The sequence below is a fragment of the Plantactinospora sp. GCM10030261 genome, from assembly GCF_042666615.1.
In the GTDB taxonomy this organism is placed as follows: Bacteria; Actinomycetota; Actinomycetes; order Mycobacteriales; family Micromonosporaceae; genus KBS50.
In genome coordinates, this window is the sequence record NZ_JBHTDD010000030.1 from 28,819 (window position 1) to 45,556 (window position 16,738).

Annotated in this window: 14 protein-coding genes; 10 read left to right on the forward strand and 4 right to left on the reverse strand. The window is 71.0% G+C overall.

Features of this window, described 5'->3' with window-relative positions:
- Nucleotides 1-242 precede the first annotated feature (242 nt).
- Nucleotides 243-527, forward strand: coding sequence for a hypothetical protein (locus ACFQUZ_RS26985; protein ID WP_377447126.1), 285 nt, complete (start codon nt 243-245; stop codon nt 525-527).
- Between the two features lie 5 nt (nt 528-532).
- Here ACFQUZ_RS26985 and ACFQUZ_RS26990 read toward each other — a convergent pair whose 3' ends face one another.
- Both ACFQUZ_RS26990 and ACFQUZ_RS26995 read right to left on the reverse strand, forming a co-directional pair.
- A complete protein-coding gene (locus tag ACFQUZ_RS26990; protein WP_377447129.1) occupies nt 533-1,501 on the reverse strand; it encodes an FAD-dependent oxidoreductase in 969 nt (322 codons plus the stop codon).
- On the reverse strand, nt 1,494-2,207 hold the full coding sequence (locus ACFQUZ_RS26995; RefSeq protein WP_377447131.1) for a hypothetical protein: 714 nt from the start codon (nt 2,205-2,207) through the stop codon (nt 1,494-1,496). Before ACFQUZ_RS26995 ends, ACFQUZ_RS26990 begins: the two co-directional genes overlap by 8 nt.
- Before the next feature lie 103 nt (nt 2,208-2,310).
- Between ACFQUZ_RS26995 and ACFQUZ_RS27000 the strand changes: the two genes are divergently transcribed.
- From ACFQUZ_RS27000 to ACFQUZ_RS27030, 7 genes are all read left to right on the forward strand, one after another.
- Nucleotides 2,311-2,892, forward strand: coding sequence for a hypothetical protein (locus ACFQUZ_RS27000; RefSeq protein ID WP_377447134.1), 582 nt, complete (start codon nt 2,311-2,313; stop codon nt 2,890-2,892).
- Nucleotides 2,893-2,945: 53 nt separating this feature from the next.
- Nucleotides 2,946-4,520 carry a PfkB family carbohydrate kinase gene (locus ACFQUZ_RS27005; protein ID WP_377447137.1) on the forward strand — a complete coding sequence of 525 codons (1,575 nt, stop codon included), beginning with the start codon at nt 2,946-2,948 and terminating at the stop codon, nt 4,518-4,520.
- Between the two features lie 4 nt (nt 4,521-4,524).
- On the forward strand, nt 4,525-6,126 hold the full coding sequence (locus ACFQUZ_RS27010) for a PfkB family carbohydrate kinase (protein WP_377447140.1): 1,602 nt from the start codon (nt 4,525-4,527) through the stop codon (nt 6,124-6,126).
- Nucleotides 6,127-6,177: 51 nt separating this feature from the next.
- Nucleotides 6,178-7,581: a Si-specific NAD(P)(+) transhydrogenase gene (gene sthA, locus ACFQUZ_RS27015; RefSeq protein WP_377447143.1), complete on the forward strand. Its 1,404-nt coding sequence runs from the start codon at nt 6,178-6,180 to the stop codon at nt 7,579-7,581.
- 433 nt (nt 7,582-8,014) lie between these two features.
- Entirely contained in the window at nt 8,015-8,455 is a 441-nt protein-coding gene (locus ACFQUZ_RS27020; protein WP_377447146.1) for a hypothetical protein, read from the forward strand.
- A gap of 224 nt (nt 8,456-8,679) precedes the next feature.
- The gene (locus tag ACFQUZ_RS27025) at nt 8,680-9,174 is read left to right on the forward strand and encodes an HAD family hydrolase (RefSeq protein ID WP_377447147.1); all 495 of its coding nucleotides are present in this window, start codon (nt 8,680-8,682) and stop codon (nt 9,172-9,174) included.
- A 132-nt stretch (nt 9,175-9,306) separates the two neighbouring features.
- On the forward strand, nt 9,307-9,702 hold the full coding sequence (locus ACFQUZ_RS27030; RefSeq protein ID WP_377447150.1) for a hypothetical protein: 396 nt from the start codon (nt 9,307-9,309) through the stop codon (nt 9,700-9,702).
- 60 nt (nt 9,703-9,762) lie between these two features.
- On the opposite strand, the gene ACFQUZ_RS27035 is transcribed toward ACFQUZ_RS27030, so the two are convergent.
- Nucleotides 9,763-10,266, reverse strand: coding sequence for an NUDIX hydrolase (locus ACFQUZ_RS27035; RefSeq protein ID WP_377447152.1), 504 nt, complete (start codon nt 10,264-10,266; stop codon nt 9,763-9,765).
- A gap of 153 nt (nt 10,267-10,419) precedes the next feature.
- Nucleotides 10,420-13,077, reverse strand: a complete 2,658-nt coding sequence (locus tag ACFQUZ_RS27040) for a glucosidase (protein ID WP_377447155.1) — start codon at nt 13,075-13,077, stop codon at nt 10,420-10,422.
- Between the two features lie 109 nt (nt 13,078-13,186).
- Between ACFQUZ_RS27040 and ACFQUZ_RS27045 the strand changes: the two genes are divergently transcribed.
- Both ACFQUZ_RS27045 and ACFQUZ_RS27050 read left to right on the forward strand, forming a co-directional pair.
- Nucleotides 13,187-15,148 (forward strand): amylo-alpha-1,6-glucosidase, encoded by a 1,962-nt coding sequence (locus ACFQUZ_RS27045; RefSeq protein ID WP_377447221.1) that lies wholly within the window; start codon nt 13,187-13,189, stop codon nt 15,146-15,148.
- A 142-nt stretch (nt 15,149-15,290) separates the two neighbouring features.
- Nucleotides 15,291-16,604, forward strand: coding sequence for a glycosyltransferase family 4 protein (locus tag ACFQUZ_RS27050; RefSeq protein ID WP_377447223.1), 1,314 nt, complete (start codon nt 15,291-15,293; stop codon nt 16,602-16,604).
- The last annotated feature ends 134 nt before the right edge of the window (nt 16,605-16,738 follow it).

Below are 16,738 nucleotides of genomic sequence, written 5' to 3' on the forward strand. Positions count from 1 at the left end.
GCTGCGGACGCGCTATCCGGATCGGCGATATCCACCCGATCGAGGAAACCCGCCCCGGCCTCCCACTGGCATTGGCAGGATCGGCGACGACCTGGGAATCGACCGGACCGGCACGAGCGCGGTCGCAATTCGGATGAGAAAGTCGAATCCGGGCGCAGCGCGGCAGGCATCGCCGCCATCCCGGCAGCGGTTTGACCGATAACCGCGCGCGGGTACCGCGGGCGGTGATGAAGGGGGTGCGCATGTCCGAGCCACACGTGACGCTCGATCCGCGCGGATTGGATCCGGTGCAGCGGAAACTCCAGGGTCCGCTGCAGGACCAACTGACCTCCGCATTGCAGGCGGCCACCGAACGGGTTAGCGCCGGCTACGCCGGCGAACCCGTGGAAGAGGTGTGCCGGCGGCTGCTCGACGAGACCCGGTCCGGCCTGCACCCCGACATCGCCGCCGGCTTCACTCCCGACATGGACGAGTTCTGCCGGGTGGCGGTGGCGATCGTCCGGCGCGACGCTCCGCAGCCCAACTGATCTGGTCAGCCGTCCAGGGCCAGCCCGGCGACGTCGTCGGCGCAACCCCAGCTCAGCGTCATGCCGGCGCCGCCATGCCCGTAGCAGTGCACCAGCCGCACCCCGCCCGGCAGCCCGACCGGGTCGCGCTCCAACCGGACCCCGCCGTACCGGGCCGGCCGCAACCCGGCCAGCTCGGCGACGACCGGCACGCCGGCCAGCGCCGGCACCAACGCCACACACCGGTCCACGATCGCCCGGCTGGCCACCGGATCCGGACCGGTGTCGGTCTCCCCCACCTCGTACGTCCCGCCGAGCACCACGTCCCGGCTGCGCGGATGGACGTACGTGATGCCCGCCGGGTCGTCCTCGTCGCGTACCGACGTGTGCAGTCCCGGGTTGGTCACCAGCACCACCCGCCCCCGCGCCGGGTGCACCGCCGGATCACCGGCCAACTTGGCCGCCCCAAGCCCACCGGCGTTGACCACCACGGGCGCCAGGTCGACGACGTCGGCCAGCGCGTCCAACCGGCGGCGCAGCAGCACCGTCCCGGCACCCACCAGCCGCTCCAGCAACCAGTCCAGGTACGGACCCATCTCCACCGACGGGACCGTGCAGGTCCACAGCCCGGTGTACGGACCACCGGCCGGGGGTGGCTCCGTCCGGAAGTCCGGCACCGCAGCCGCCCACCACGGCGGCTCGGTCGCGGCAGTGCGCAACAGCATCCGGGTCGGCCGCAACGCCACCCCCGGCACCCCGGCGGCGGCCTGACCGGTGAACGTCAGGAAACCCCGCCGGCTCCACCGCAGCACCCGGGGGTCCTCGGCCGTGTGCGACGGATACCAGACGGCCGCCGCCACCCGGGACACCAACCGGACCGGATCATCGCCGGTCACCACCGCCACCCGGGCACCGGCCTCGGTGAGCCGCGCCGCACAGGTCAGACCGATCACACCGGCACCGACCACCACGACGTCGTAACGCGGCTCAGCCACGCCGGACATCCACCGACACGGCGTATGTCCCGTCCGGGCGCCGCGACTCGATCAGCCGGATCGGCAGCACCTGATCGCTCCCGACCGCCGTCTGCAACCCCAGGCCGAAGGTGACCGACCCCTCGAAGTCGCCCGCTGCGGCGTACCCCCGCAGGGTGGGGAAACCCAGCGTGGCTGGCGGCGACGCGACCACCGTGCCCGCCCCTGCGAAGTCGTGCGCCTGCGCCTGGTCGAACCGGACCCGCAGGAACGCGTTGCCCGGCAGCGACACCCGCTCACCGCTGCCGTCCGCCTCCACCCGGGGCACGTAGGCCACCTCGTACCCGGGACGGGCACCACGGAAGGCGAAGGTCATCCGGGTGAAATCATCCGCCGGATGGTCACCGACGTCGATGCGGACCAGCACCGGCAGCGGTTCCGCCGGCGGCGGCGCGATCGGTACCCGCAACCGGTGGTCGACGTGCACCGGCTCCTTCGGCACCGCCCAGTCGTAGGTCACCCGGTAGTCCGCCGCTGACGGGCCACCCGTCGATGGCGGCGAAACCGGCACGCTCGCGGTCGGCCCGGTGGGCGCCGAGACCGACGCGCCACCCGACGCCCCACCCGTATCCGGTGACCGCTGGTCGCCGCCGCCGCAACCGGCCACGAACGCCACGGCGGCGCAGGTCAGCAGCGCGACCGGCCGGCGGGGGAACCACATGGCCATACCTCCACGGTACGGGCTTTCCCGGCCGACCGACAGCACCGGCCGGTCGACCGCCGGCCTGCGGGGCACACCTGCCGCCCGGTTGCCGGTACGCTCCGACGCCGTGGCACGCGTGACGGGGGTACGGGCGCAGCCCGGTGGCCCGGTGGCCCTGGACTTCACCGCCGACGGCTACCGGGTACACCGACGGGACGGCGTCATCAACTGGCTGCTGGACGACCTGGGCTGCTTCACGTCCCTGGTCGTCGCCGGGGTGTTCGGCGTCGGCGCGGTCTACGCGTACGAATACGATCTGGTCCCGCTCGCGATCGTCCTGGCGGCACTGGCGGTACCCGGCGCGTTTGTCGTCACCGTTCGGCTGGCCGCGGAGGTGGCGGCCGAGGTGCTCGGCTACCTGATGATCGGGCTGACCGTGCTGGCCTCCCCGCTGCTGGTGTTCCCGTCGGTGCGCCGGTGGGCGCGGAAGTGGTGGTCCGGGTCCACCCGTCCGACATCGACCCCCCGCCGGCGTACCCCGGCCTCGGCGGTGACCGACGCCGAACTGCGCCGCGACGGCGCGACGGTGACCGTGCTACTGGAGGTCGACGGCGAACGGGTCCGTTACCAGGCGACGGGCATCGCCGGCGAACGGCTGGAAGGCGAGGTCCGGACACTGCTCGCGGATCGGCTCCGGACCGTCCACTGACGCCACCGCCTCGGACGATTGCCCAGCGCCATCCCATCGAACAGCATCGAGGTATGGCGGCGACATCGCGCGGGGACGGGGCCTGGCCTGGCTATCCCCCACCAGCGCCGGACGGCGTGCCCGAGGTCATCGGCTTCGGTGCGCTCAACGTCGACTACATCGCCAGTGCCTCCCAACTCTCCCGCCGGGCGGCGGAACGGATCACCGAATCGGTGGCCCGGTTCGAATGGAACCGCGAAGGCCCGGTGGACGAGCGGACCATCGACGAGGCGATCCGGCATCTCGGCGTGGCGTCGCTGGCCTATTCGCTGGGCGGTTCGGCCTGGTTGACGATCTTCACGCTGGCGCAGATGAATGTCGGTATCAGCCTGGGCTACGTCGGGGTGGTCGGTCGTGTGGAGGCGCCCGGTCTGTCGTTCCTCGGCCAGATGGACGAGTTGCGCATCGATCACCGCTGGGTCGGGCGGCGCCCCGATCTGCTCAGTGGAACCTGCCTGTCCTACATCGATGACACGGACCGGGTCATGCTCATCCATCCGGGCGCCAATATCGAGATGGCAAGCCACGTCGGGGAGAACCTCGATGCGCTGGCAGCTTACCTCGCGGGCGCCCGGTACGTCCACCTGACCTCGTTTCTCGACCCGGTCACTCCCCACCAGGTGCTCGAGGTACTCACCCGGGCGAAGCGACTGAACCCCGACCTGCGGCTGAGCTTCGATCCCGGCTTCGGCTGGGCGGAACAACCCGATGACGCCGTGGAAGGGCTTCTCGCCATCACCGATCTGCTCTTCGTCAACTATCGCGAGTTCAAGGCGCTGGGTCGGTACGGTCACGGCGAACGGGACGAGATCATCGCCGGGCGGGCGCTGCGTCGCTGTGGAGCGGACTGCACGGCGTTCGTGACAAAGCGGTACGACATGGTGGAGGTGTTCCGTCTCGTACCGGACGGCCTGCTCACCCACCGGTTCCAGCTGAACCGCCCCCTCCGCGAAACCGAACTGGAGGACGCGACGGGTGCCGGTGACGTCTTCGCCGCTGGCGTGCTCGCCGCGTTGGCGTCCCGACGCCTCCAGGTGGAACTGGGAGCCTTCCTCGGGCTGGATCTGGCTCGCTACAAGTCCCGCCGAGGGTCCTCCCCGGCGTCCGGCGACCTTCCGGCGCTGGACAAGGGCTTCCTGCAGAAGACGGAGATCCTGCGACGCCCGGCAGTACGACCACCCGGCGTCTTCATCGCGCATGACAACCACCCCCAGTGGTTGAGGGTGCGGGACTTCCTCGAACAGCGGTGCCGGCTGCCCACGGTCGAGTTGGCGTCCGCGAGCGGCCGGGACCCCGATCAGGAGCGGCTGACGGCGGCCTTGGCCCGATGCGGCTTCGCCGTGTGCCTGTTGAGTGCGAAGCACCCGGCTCCAAGTGGTCGGGGCTGGACCGATCAGAACACTGTTCACCAGGCTGGCATGTTTCAGGGCCGGTACGGATTCGGGCGGGTTGCCATACTCGTCGAGGAGGGCTGCGACACCTTCTCCAACATCTCCGGTCTGATCCGTCTGGACTTCGCCAGCGGACGGATCACCCGAACCTTCGTGGAACTGGAACGGATGTTGAAGCGCGAAGGTCTGATGGGGTGAGGAGATGAACGACGTGGCCGATCAGCCTGGATCATCCGGCGATGGAGCGGGCTTCGCACTCGATGTCGTCGGCATCGGCGCGCTCAACCTCGACTACATCGCCACCAACTCCCCCTCGGCGAGGCCAGCGGCGGGCCGGCGGCTCACCGAGGTGATCCAACGCCTGCTGGCCGAGGCCGGCAACCCCGTGGAGCTTGGGACGGAGGCGCTGGTCGACGCGGCGACCATCAACGCCGCGATAGAGGCGGTCAGCTCCACCCGTCCCGATACCACCCTCGGCGGATCGGCGTTCAACGCGATATACGCGATCGCCCGGACCCAGGCCGGGCTCCGACTCGGCTACCTGGGTGTTGCCGGTCGGGTGCCGGTCATCGGATTGTCCAGCGTGCAGCAGTTCGAAGCGCTCGGCATCGACCACCGCTTCGTGTTCCGCGAGGACCACCGCCTGTCCGGCATCTGCTTCTCGTTCGCCGAAGACGGCGAACGCACCCTGTTGACGCACGCCGGCGCGAACGACAGCCTCGCCGACCACCTCGCCCGGGACTTCGACGCCGTCGTCGACTATCTCGCCCGGACCCGGCTCATCCACGTGACGTCCTTCCTCGACGACCGTAGCCCCCAACTGTTATTCCAGCTGCTCACCGCGGTGAAACGCGCGAATCCGGCCACGGCGATCTGCCTCGACCCGGGCCACGTGTGGAGCGTGTCCGTCACCCGGGAGATCGACGGGCTGGTGGGTCTCAGCGACTACCTCCTGGTCAACTACCGCGAGTTCCGTGCCCTCGGCGGCCATACCGACGGCGACTCCGACGAGGTGCTGGCCGCGAGGTTGGTCGACCGCATGACGGCGGGTAGCGGCGTCGTCGTGGTCAAACTGCCTGCCGGCGTCTGGGCATACCGGCGGGAGCGGGGCAAGCTGCTCGGCGACTTCTACGCGCAGACGCCACTACCGAAGGCCGAAATCGCCGACGACACCGGAGCGGGTGACGTGTTCGCCGCCGGCCTGCTCACCGTGCTGACGAGCGATCGACTCCAGATCGAACTCGGCTCGCTGCTCGGCATGCGTCTCGCCCGGCACAAGCTGCGGTACGTCGGCAGCGCGGGCCACGCCCAGTTCGCCGACGTGGCCCGCGACTTCATCGGTTCGGCGGCGGGCGAGCGCCGGTCCGCCGGCCTGCCGCGCGGCGTATTCATCGCGCACGGCGCCCACCCGGAATGGCTCGCGGTGCAGCGGTTCATCGCCGACCGGTTCGAACTGCCGGTGTACTCCTTCGAGAGCGGCGCGTGGGGCGGCCGGTCAGTCACCGATGCGCTCGCCGACTACCTCGAACGATGCAGCTTCGCGGTCTGCGTGCTGACCGCCGAGGACTTCACCGGTGACGGACGACGGCTGGCGCGGCAGAACGTCATCCACGAGGTGGGCCTGTTCCAGGGCCGGCACGGCTTCGACCGGGTGGCCGTGTTGGCCGAGGAGGGATGCGACTTCGTCCCCCCGGCCGCGTTGCCCTACACCATCACCTTCCCGCGGCACGGCATCAGCGACACCTTCTACCAACTCGCCGAGCTGATCGACGCCCAGGGCGTGGTGGACCGGGACGACGGCTGACGAGGCCCAGCCCACCGTGCGCGATCGTCGCCGATCCCGGACACTGGGCTCGTGTACGACTACGACGTGCTGGTCCTCGGCTCAGGTCCCGGCGGTCAGAAGGCCGCCATCGCGGCCGCGAAGCTGGACCGCCGGGTCGCGGTGGTCGAACGCCGCCACATGATCGGCGGAGTCTGCATCAACACCGGCACGATCCCGTCCAAGACGCTGCGTGAGGCCGTGCTGTACCTGACCGGGCTCAACCAGCGCGAGATGTACGGGCAGAGCTACCGGCTCAAGGAGGACATCACGGTCGGCGACCTGGCCGCCCGTACCCAGCATGTGATCGGCCGCGAGATCGACGTGATCCGCAGCCAGTTCGCCCGCAACCAGGTTCGGTTGCTCACCGGCACCGCCCGGTTCACCGACGCGCACACGGTGGGACTCACCGACGACGCCGGCCAGACCACCACGGTGACCGCGGACAAGGTCATCATCGCCACCGGCACCCGACCGGCGCGACCGGACACCGTCGACTTCGACGACCGGACCATCATCGACTCGGACGGGATCATCAACCTGGAACGCGTACCGCGCTCCATGGTCGTCGTCGGCGCCGGGGTCATCGGCATCGAGTACGCCTCGATGTTCGCGGCGCTGGGCACGAAGGTCACGGTCGTCGAGCGGCGTGACCGGATGCTGGAGTTCTGTGACCTGGAGGTCATCGAGGCACTCAAATACCACCTGCGCGACCTGGCCGTCACGTTCCGGTTCCGGGAGTCGGTCGCCTCGGTCGAGCGGCATCCCCGAGGCGCGGTCGCCATGCTGGAAAGCGGCAAGCAGATCGCCGCCGACACGGTGATGTACTCGGCCGGCCGGCAGGGCACCGCCGCCGACCTCAACCTCGACGCGATCGGCCTCACCGCCGACGCCCGCGGCCGGATCACGGTCGACGAGCACTACCGCACCTCGGTCGACTATGCCTATGCGGTCGGCGACGTGATCGGCTTCCCGGCGCTCGCCTCGACCTCGATGGAGCAGGGCCGGCTGGCCGCGCACCACGCCTGCGACGAGCCGGTCCGGGAGATGCAGCCGCTCCAGCCGATCGGCATCTACACCATTCCCGAGATCAGCTTCGTCGGCCGGACGGAGGACGACCTGACCGACGCCCGCGTCCCGTTCGAGGTGGGCATCGCCCGCTACCGGGAACTCGCGCGCGGGCAGATCATCGGCGACTCGTACGGCATGTTGAAGATCCTGGTCTCCCCCACCGACCGGCGGCTGCTGGGCGTGCACGTCTTCGGCACCGGCGCCACCGAGCTGGTCCACATCGGGCAGACGGTGATGGGCTGCGACGCCGGCGTCGACTACCTCGTCGACGCGGTGTTCAACTACCCGACCCTGGCCGAGTCGTACAAGGTGGCAGCGTTGGACGCGATGAACAAGATGCGGCACATCGCCCGGCTGCACGACTAGCTAAGCTAGACGGTGTCCAGGATCGTTCACCGGGTTCGTCAGTGTAGGTGGGCAGGTCGGCGCTGGTTGCGGAACGTGATAGTGGTCGGTGGCCTCCTGCCGTGTACCGTGTGTGATGTCGCGTTTGGGGTGACGGTGGTGGTCTCGGCATCCTTTGCGCTGCTGTAGCCCACGCAGCACCGGAGACAACCTGGTGTGATAGTTAACAGTCGATGTGCGGTGGTTGGACCGGCGTGGTTACCGTGGGTTGCTGTTGCGTGGGCTACAGCATCGCAAAGGCAGTCGGGTCGCCTAACGAAACCTGTCCTCGGTGGCTGTGGGTGTCTCCGTCCGCCAGGCCCGGTATTCACCGGAACCCGCGAACGTTCATGGACACCGTCTAGCGAGGTCGCCGGGCGGATGACCGGATCCGGCTTGTCGCTACAGTTCTCCCATGAAGCGACCCGCGCTCCCGCCGCGCGTCGAGCAGACCCGTGCCCTGCTGGTGATCCAGACGTGGCTGTCGCTGCTCGTGCTCCTGGGCGCCTTCCTGCTGCTCCCGGTCATGGCAGAACGCAACCCGGACACGGGACCGTCCGACCAACTCCTCGTCCTGTACGGCTCCCTGATGGTCACCCCCGCCCTGCTGGCACTGGCCGCCTGGACGGTCCGGCGCGGCTGGACCGCCGGCTGGGTGTTCGCCCTGCTCGCCGAGCTGGCCATGGCGTTCGTCCTGTACGCGGCCTTCACCGTCGGTGCCTTCGTCGGCGTGCCGGCTTTGCTTTTCGGCGGCCTCGCGATCTGGGTGGGAATCAATGTGTTCCACCCCGAGGTCCGGCACTTCTTCTTCTCCCGGGCCGGGCGATCCGCCGAGAACGGGAGTGCCCGGACCTGACCCGGCACGCCATCGATGCTCTTGACACAACGACGGTGGCCTGGAAGTGTGAGCGCGCTGAGCAAAGTTGATCAACGTAAGCCTTCACGGGGGAGGCCTGTGTCAGCTTGAGCGCACCCTGACGCTGTCCGATTCGCCGGCACGCCTTCCGCGGTGTCGCCGACCGGACCTGCCGGGGTTCCAGTCATCTGTGTGCTCGATGTACGGCAGCCGGCCGCCCACGGGTGGACGGTGGCCGTCGGCTGGTCACGGGGCAGAGGCTGCCACGGACGACATGGCGCCGCCGCCAAGACTTTGTTGATCCGGAGAAAGGGGAACCATCCCTCTGCCACCCGGACCTGACCCCCGGCGAACTCGTCGACCTGCTGTCGACCCACGGGCTGGGCCCCACCACGGCGACGCTTACCATCGCCGGCACCACCATCGTGGACATCGCCCCCGCCGGGATCGACAAGGCCTCCGGCGTCCTCCGCGCGCTCGACGTGGTCGGGGTGGCCGCCGAGGACACCGTCGCCTTCGGCGACATGCCCGTCGACATCCCGATGCTCACCCTCGTCGGGCACGGCGTCGCCATGGACAACGCCCATCCCGACGTCCTCGCCGCCGCCACCTCGGTCACCGACGGCGTCGAGGACGACGGCTTCTCCCGGTTCGTCGACCGGCTCGTCGACGTCCGGAGCGGCTACGCCGGTGCCCCACCCGGTCCCTCCCCGGGATGAGTCCAAGATCCTCCCGCGGGGAGATTACCCAGCACCGCCACCGTTGATTGGCTGTCCGCGAACAGGACCGGCGAACGGCCGGACCGGAACGGAATACGGGGGGTACCGGTGCCGAAACGACTGTTGGCGACCATGGGAGGTCTGATCCTGGCCCTGGGCCTGGCCGTGCTGCCGTCCTCCCCGGCCTCAGCCTCTGCCTACGCCTGCCGGAGCCCGAACTACGTCACGACCGAGTGGAACGCCGGGGTCTGCCTCACCACCGACGGCTACACCTTCGTCGGCGACGGCGAACAGTCCAAGCGTCCCGGGACCTGCGACTACTGGCGGGTCTACCTGGTCAACAACAGCCTCACCGAGGTCTGGTCGAGCGGCAAGCTCTCCTGCGGCAACCGATTCGGCGAGGTGATCGCGAACGCCCGCGACAGCGTGAAGTTTCCCAACGGAGTCGCCAAGGCGAGGGTCAAGGCGTGGAACGGCAACACCGTCATCCTCAGCATCGACAGCCCCTGGCTGCACTACGCGTCCTGATCGTGTCCAGCTCGGGTGGGTGCCCGGGACCGGGCACCCACCCGAGCTGACCTCGCGGTGCTAGAGGCCGAGGTGCACCGGCTGGGTCGGCGTGCCCGTGGTGAGCAGCGCCGTCAACGGTGTGGCGAGGTCGCGGGGCGAGAACAGGTCAGTGCCGGCATAGCCGACGATCTCCGGGAGACGCCACCAGCGGAACTCGGCCAGGTTCTCCGCGGCCAGTTCGTCGTCGGTCAGATCGCCGCGGGGCTGGAAGTGGCGCACGCGGAGGAGAAAGTAGTCGTTGACGATGCCGTCGAAGCCCGGCGCGTGATCGGCGGCGACGATCTCCTGGTGCCAGACATGCGGCGGGTCGGCGGTGACCGTCAGACCCGTCTCCTCGCGGAGTTCGCGACGCAGGGCGGTCAGCCGGTCCTCGCCCGGCTCGATGCCGCCGCCGGGCGCCGCCCACACACAGGTCGCCTGGCCCGGCACGGCTGGGTGCGGGAAGACGAACCGGCACAGCAGGATGCGGTCGTCCTCGTCGAGCACGATCGCCCGGACGGAGCGGCGCAGCCGCGGCGTCATGAAAGGTCAGACGGGGCGGCGGAGGGAACGATGATCGACACGTCCGGACCCTACCAACGCCCACCCGGATCTGGTGGCGTGGTCTACACCGCGCGGACCCACCTCGCGCCCTCCGTGCCGGCGTTAACAAGGGGCCCGTCCATACGAACGGCGTTAACGAGTGGCCCGTCCTTTCGTCAGGATGAGGTCCAGAACCAGCGCCGTCCAGCCGGTCTGGTGCCACGCGCCCAGGCCGGCGCCGTTGTCGCCGTGGAAGTACTCGGGGAACACGATCAGGTCCTTCCAGTCCGGGTGGGTCTGGAACAGTTCGGTCGCCCCGTAGATGGGCCGCCGGCCGTCCTCCCCCGGCAGGAACAGCCTGATCAGCCGCTCGGACAGGTCGTCGGCGATCTCGGTGAGGGTGTGCTTCCTGCCTGACCGGGTCGGGTACTCGATCAGTAGGTCGTCGCCGAAGAACGCCGCGTAGTCACGCAGTGCCCCGATCAGCAGGTAGTTGGTCGGCATCCAGATCGGCCCGCGCCAGTTGGAGTTGCCACCGAACAGGCCGCTTGTCGACTCGGCCGGCTCGTACCCGACGGTGCAGACCTGCCCGCCGAGGGTCACGCTGAACGGTTCGGCGAGGTGCGCGCGGGACAGTGTCCGCAGCCCGTACGGCGACAGGAACTCCTCCTCGTCGAGCATCCGGGCCAGCAGCCGGACCATCTGCTCGGGCCCCACCATGGACAGCAGCCGCTGCTGCCGGCCGTCCGGGCCGAGCCGCCGGGAGCCGACCACCTCGGCGAACTCCGGTCGGTTGGCCAGTGACCAGCGCAGCCGGGCCGCCACGTCGGGCAGCCGGCGCAGCGTCTCGGAGGTCAGTCGGGTGGTGGCGGCCAGCGGCAGCAGACCCACCACCGAACGGACCTTTAACGGCACCCGGGTGCCATCGGGCAATCGCAGCACGTCGTGGAAGAAGCCGTCCCCGGCGTCCCACAGTCCCTGCTCGTACGCGGCCGCGGCGATCAACGCGAAGTGTTCGAAGAACTTGGTGGCCAGGTCGGCGTACGCGTGGTCGTGCACGGCCAGCACCAGCGCCATGTCCAGCAGGTTCAGCGCGTACATGGCCATCCAGCCGGTGCCGTCGGACTGCTCCAGCACCCCGGCGACCGGCAGGGCGGCCGACCTGTCGAACGGGCCGACGTTGTCCAGCCCCAGGAACCCGCCCTCGAAGACATTGTTGCCGCCGGTGTCCTTGCGGTTGACCCACCAGGTGAAGTTGAGCAGCAGCTTGTGCAGCACCCGGGCGAGGAAGTCGAAGTCCCGGCCGCCGTCGATGGCGAACACCTGAAGCGCCGCCCAGGCGTGCACCGGCGGGTTGACGTCGCCGAACGCCCACTCGTACGCCGGGATCTGGCCGTTGGGGTGCAGGTACCACTCGCGCAGCAGCAACAGCAGTTGGCTCTTGGCGAATCCCGGGTCGACCCGGGCGATGCTCACGCAGTGGAAGGCCAGGTCCCAGGCCGCGTACCAGGGATATTCCCAGGGGTCGGGCATGGAGATGACGTCGAAGCTGCTCATGTGGGTCCAGGCGCTGTTGCGCCCGTGCCGGCGACCGGCCGGCGGCGGCACGGCGGACGGGTCGCCGGTGAGCCACTGCCGCACGTCGAAGTGGTAGAACTGCTTGCCCCACATCAGGCCCGCGACGGCCTGCCGGGCCACCGCGGCCTCGGCGGCGGGGACGTCGGCCGGGATCAGCCCGGCGAAGAACCGGTCCGCCTCGGCTCGCCGGGCGGCCAGCACCGCGGCGTGCCCGGCCCCCAGGTCCAGCGTCGGCGCGGGCCCGGTGGCCGGCGGCGGCGCGATGGCCGCCAACCGCAGCCGGATCGTCGTCTCCCCGCCGGCCGGCACCTCCAGGGCGTAGTGCAACGCGCCCTTGGTGCCCCGCCGACGCGGGTTGACCGTTGCTGCGCCGGTCACCACGTGGTCGTTGATGCCGTCCTTCGGGTAGTCGCTGCGGCCCCGCAGCCCCCACAGCCGGCGGGTGTTGGTCTCGTTGTCGCACAGCAGCGGCTCCGGTGCGCCCTCCCCGGCGAGCACGAGTTGGCCGAGTTCGGCGTGGTGGGCGACAAGCGCGCCCGGCTCCCCCACGATCCGCGGGATCTCGATCCGGCCGGGCAGCCCCCAGGACCAGGTGTTACGGAACCACAGCGTGGGCAGCACGTGCAGCCGGGCCGCCCGGTCCCCCCGGTTGGCCACGGTGACCAGCAGGCACAGGTCGGTCGGCCCGGCCTTGGCGTAGTCGACGGTGACCGCCCAGTACCGGTCGTCGTCGAAGATCCCCGTGTCGACCAGCTCGTACTCCGACTCGTCGCGGCGGCGCCGCCCGTTGACCGCGACCAGATCGTCGTACGGGAAGGCGGCCTGCGGATAGTGGTACCGCCACCGCATCCACGAGTGGGTCGGTGTGGAGTCCTGGTACCACCAGTAGTCCTTGGCGTCCTCACCGTGGTTGCCGCCGGCGCCGTCGAGCCCGAACATGCGTTCCTTGAGGATCGGGTCGGCCTCGTTCCACAGCGCCAGCCCGAGGCAGAACGTCTGGCGCTCGTCGCACACCCCGGCCATACCGTCCTCGTTCCACCGGTACGCGCGGGACCGGGCGTGGTCGTGCGGGAAGTAGCCCCAGGCGGTGCCGTGCTCGCTGTAGTCCTCGCGGACCGTCCCCCAGGCACGCTCGGCCAGGTACGGGCCCCAGTCCCGCCACGGCCGCTCACCGGCGTCGGCCTCGGCGAGCCGCAACCGCTCGGGGTCGGCGGGGCTGGTCGGGGGCGGCACGGCCGACATCACCTCCGGTACTCGATCTTTCGTCAGCGGGTTGACCACATGGGGAAATGTTTCCGGGGCATGGTACGGGTACCGCCACGCCCGACCCTTGGAGGAGCATGTGATCGAGATCCGGTTCGGCCCGCAGGTCTGCACCGACCTGGCCGCCGGCACCGCCCGCGAGTGGCTGGTCACCGACGGCGTCGGCGGGTACGCCATGGGCACCGTGTCCGGTGTCCGGACCCGCCGGTACCACGGCCTGCTGGTGGTGGCCGGCGACGTGCCGGCGTACCGCCGGATGGGGCTGGTGTCCCTGGACCCGGCGGTGACGCTGCCCTCCGGCGCCCGGGTCCGGCTGGGCGGGCACGAGTGGGCCGACGGCACGGTCGATCCGCGCGGCTTCGACCTGCTGGAACGCTTCGATCTCGACGACGGCCTGCCGCGCTGGCGGTGGCGGATCGGCGACGTGGTGATCGAACGTGAGCTGGCGATGACGCGCGGCCGGGCGGCGGTCGCGGTGGTGCACCGGTTGCTCTCCGGTCCCCCGGTGCGCCTGGACCTGGCCGCGGTGTGCACCTGGCGGGACGCGCACGGCGAGCGCCGGGCCGACGGGCCGGGCCTGGACATGGCACCGGCCGCCGGTGGCGTGGTCGTCGACCGGGCGGTCCGGCTGCACGGCCCGGGGTGGCGGCCGGCGGGCCAGTGGTGGCACGGCGTACGGCACCGGACGGAGGCCGAGCGGGGGCTGACCGCCGAGGAGGACCTGTGGCACGCCGGCGGGTTCACCGCGGAGCTGGCCGGGCCGGGCGCGACGTGCGAGGTGCTGGCCTGGGCGGACAACACCGGGACGGGCGGCTCCGGGGCGGGCGGGCTGGCCGACCCGCCGCCGCCCGCGACGGAGGTGATCGCGGCGGCCCGGCGGCGAACCCGGGCGGTGCTGGCCGGCGCCCGGCCGGCCGACGCGGTCGAGGCCACCCTGGCGCTGGCCGCCGACGCGTTCGTGGTCGACACGCCGGCCGGACCGGACGTGGTGGCCGGCTATCCGTGGTTCGGGGCGTGGTCGCGAGACACGATGACCGCGTACGAGGGGTTGTTCCTGTGCACCGGCCGGGCCGACGAGGGACGGGACCTGCTGCGGGCCTACGCGGCAACCGTCTCGGAGGGCATGCTGGCCAACACGGCGGACACCGGCCAGGTCGAGTACAACACCGTGGACGCGAGCCTGTGGTTCCTGCACGCCGTGGCCCGGCACGTGACCGTCACCGGGGACACCGATCTGGCCGCCGAGCTGCTGCCGGCGCTGCGGTCGGTGGTCGACGGGCATCTGGCGGGCACCCGGTACGGCATCCGGGTCGACACCGACGGGCTGCTCACCTCCGGCGCCCCGGGCACGGCACTGACCTGGATGGATGCCCGCGTGGACGGGCGGCCGGTGACCCGGCGGGCCGGCAAGCCGGTGGAGGTCAACGCGTTGTGGGTCAACGGGCTGGCCGGGGTGGCCGCGCTGGCCAACCGGGTGGCGGGCGGGGCGGGGCCGGTGACCGCCGCCCGCGAACGTGCCGTCGAGGCGTTCCGGCGCCGGTTTCCCGCGCCGACCGGTTGGCTCCACGACGTGGTGGACGCGCCGGCGCCGGCCTATCCGCGGGGGGTGGCGGCGGAGGACGACGACCTGCTGCGGCCCAACCAGTTGCTGGCGTGGTCGCTGCCGGCCGCCCCGCTGACCCCGGACGCCCGGACGCTCGGCGTGCTGGCCGCCGGGTTGCTGACCCCGCTCGGCCCGCGCAGCCTGGCGCCGGACAGTCCGGGCTTCCTCGGCCGGCACCGGGGTGGTCCGGCCGATCGGGACGCCGCCTACCACCAGGGCACCGTCTGGCCGTGGTTGATCGGCCCGTACGCGGACGCCGCCCGGCGGGCCGGCGTGCCAATCGACGAGCTATTTACGGGCATAGATTCTCATTTGCCCGAGTTCGGCCTAGGATCGGTGAGCGAGACCGCGGACGGGCTCGCCCCGCACACCGCCACCGGCTGCCCCTTCCAGGCCTGGTCGGTCGCCGAGGTGCTGCGCGCCCGACGGACGGCGTGACCTCGTCACATCGCCGAAACCGCTTCGTCTCCGCCGGTTTTCCGGCGTTCGGCAGGATGGTTCCTATCCCGATGACGTGAGGTGGCGCCCCACCGGCGCCCGATGCTGCGCGCGGTGGGCCGACGGAGAAGGGGGCGTGCGGATGCCAGTCAGCGCCGAGGTGATCGACATCCAGACGGCCACGCGGCGGCGGGTGCTGCTGCTGTCCTGGGAATACCCGCCGGTGCTGGTCGGCGGCCTGGGTCGGCACGTACACGCCCTGTCGCTCGCGCTGACCGCCGCCGGGCACGAGGTCACCGTGGTGACCCGGCACGCCGCCGGGGCGCCGGTTGAGGAGTACGTCGACGGTGTCCGCGTCCTGCGCGCGCCCGAGGACCCGGTCAGCTTCCCGCTGGCCACCCCGTCCCTGCTGGCCTGGACGATGGCGTTCAACCACACGCTGACCCGCACGGCACTGCGGGCCGCCGCCACCGACCGGTACGACGTCATCCACGCGCACGACTGGCTGGTCGCGCACACCGCGGTCACCCTCGCCGAGCACCTCGACCTGCCGCTGGTCACCACCATCCACGCCACCGAGGCCGGCCGGCACCAGGGCTGGCTGCCCGGCGAGCTGAACAAGGCGATCCACTCGGTGGAGCACTGGCTCGCCCACGAGTCCAGCCGGGTCATCGTCTGCTCCGGCTACATGCGCGACGAGGTGACCGGCCTGTTCGACCTGCCGGCCGGACGGATCGCCGTGGTGCCCAACGGCGTCGACGACCGCGCCTGGCGGGCCCGGTCACAGGCGGTCGCCGCGGCCCGCGGCCGGTACGCCGGCGACGGTCCGCTTGTCGGCTTCGCCGGCCGGCTGGTGTACGAGAAGGGCGTGCAACACCTGGTCCGGGCGGTGCCCCGGCTACGCCAACGGCATCCGGACCTGCGGGTGCTGGTCGCCGGGGACGGGCCGTACCGCGCCGAGTTGCAGGAGGAGGCCCGCCGGCTGCGGCTGGAGCACACCGTCCGGTTCATCGGCTTCCTGTCGGAGAAGCAGTTGCCGGCCGTGCTCGGCGCCACCGACGCCACCGTGGTGCCCAGCCTCTACGAGCCGTTCGGGATGATCGCCCTGGAGGCGGCGGCGGCCGGCGCGCCGCTCGCGGTCGCCGCCACCGGCGGTCTGGCCGAGATTGTCCAGCCCGGCGTCACCGGGGTGACCTTCCCGCACAGCGACCCGGACGCTCTCGCCAGCGCCGTCGGCACCCTGCTCGACGACGAGGTTTTCGCCCGCCGGGTGGCCCGCCGCGCCCGGAACATGGTCGGCAGGCGGTACGGCTGGCCGTCGATCGCCGCCCGCACGGCGGCGGTCTACGCCGACGCGGTGCGCGACCGTTCCGAGCCGCGTCCACCCGGCCAGTTCCGTGCCCGCATCGTGGTCCCTGAGGGCAACCTGTTCACCCCGGCCGGCCTGGCCTCCTGACGGCATGATCTGGGGCGCGACGGCCCCCGACCTCCGCGATCCTGGCATTTCGGCCCCAACGAAAGGGATGAAGCGCACGTCTCGACGACCCGGATCGCAATCTGGGCGTGGGCTTCGACCCCGCGTGCGCGATC

Coding starts and splice junctions, on each gene's coding strand:
- ACFQUZ_RS27005 (WP_377447137.1), top strand. CDS start 2,946: ATGGCGGCGACATCGCGCGGGGACGGGGCCTGGCCTGGCTATCCCCCA.
- ACFQUZ_RS27035 (WP_377447152.1), bottom strand. CDS start 10,266: ATGACGCCGCGGCTGCGCCGCTCCGTCCGGGCGATCGTGCTCGACGAG.
- ACFQUZ_RS26985 (WP_377447126.1), top strand. CDS start 243: ATGTCCGAGCCACACGTGACGCTCGATCCGCGCGGATTGGATCCGGTG.
- ACFQUZ_RS26995 (WP_377447131.1), bottom strand. CDS start 2,207: ATGGCCATGTGGTTCCCCCGCCGGCCGGTCGCGCTGCTGACCTGCGCC.
- ACFQUZ_RS27030 (WP_377447150.1), top strand. CDS start 9,307: ATGGGAGGTCTGATCCTGGCCCTGGGCCTGGCCGTGCTGCCGTCCTCC.
- ACFQUZ_RS27020 (WP_377447146.1), top strand. CDS start 8,015: ATGAAGCGACCCGCGCTCCCGCCGCGCGTCGAGCAGACCCGTGCCCTG.
- ACFQUZ_RS27010 (WP_377447140.1), top strand. CDS start 4,525: ATGAACGACGTGGCCGATCAGCCTGGATCATCCGGCGATGGAGCGGGC.
- ACFQUZ_RS27050 (WP_377447223.1), top strand. CDS start 15,291: ATGCCAGTCAGCGCCGAGGTGATCGACATCCAGACGGCCACGCGGCGG.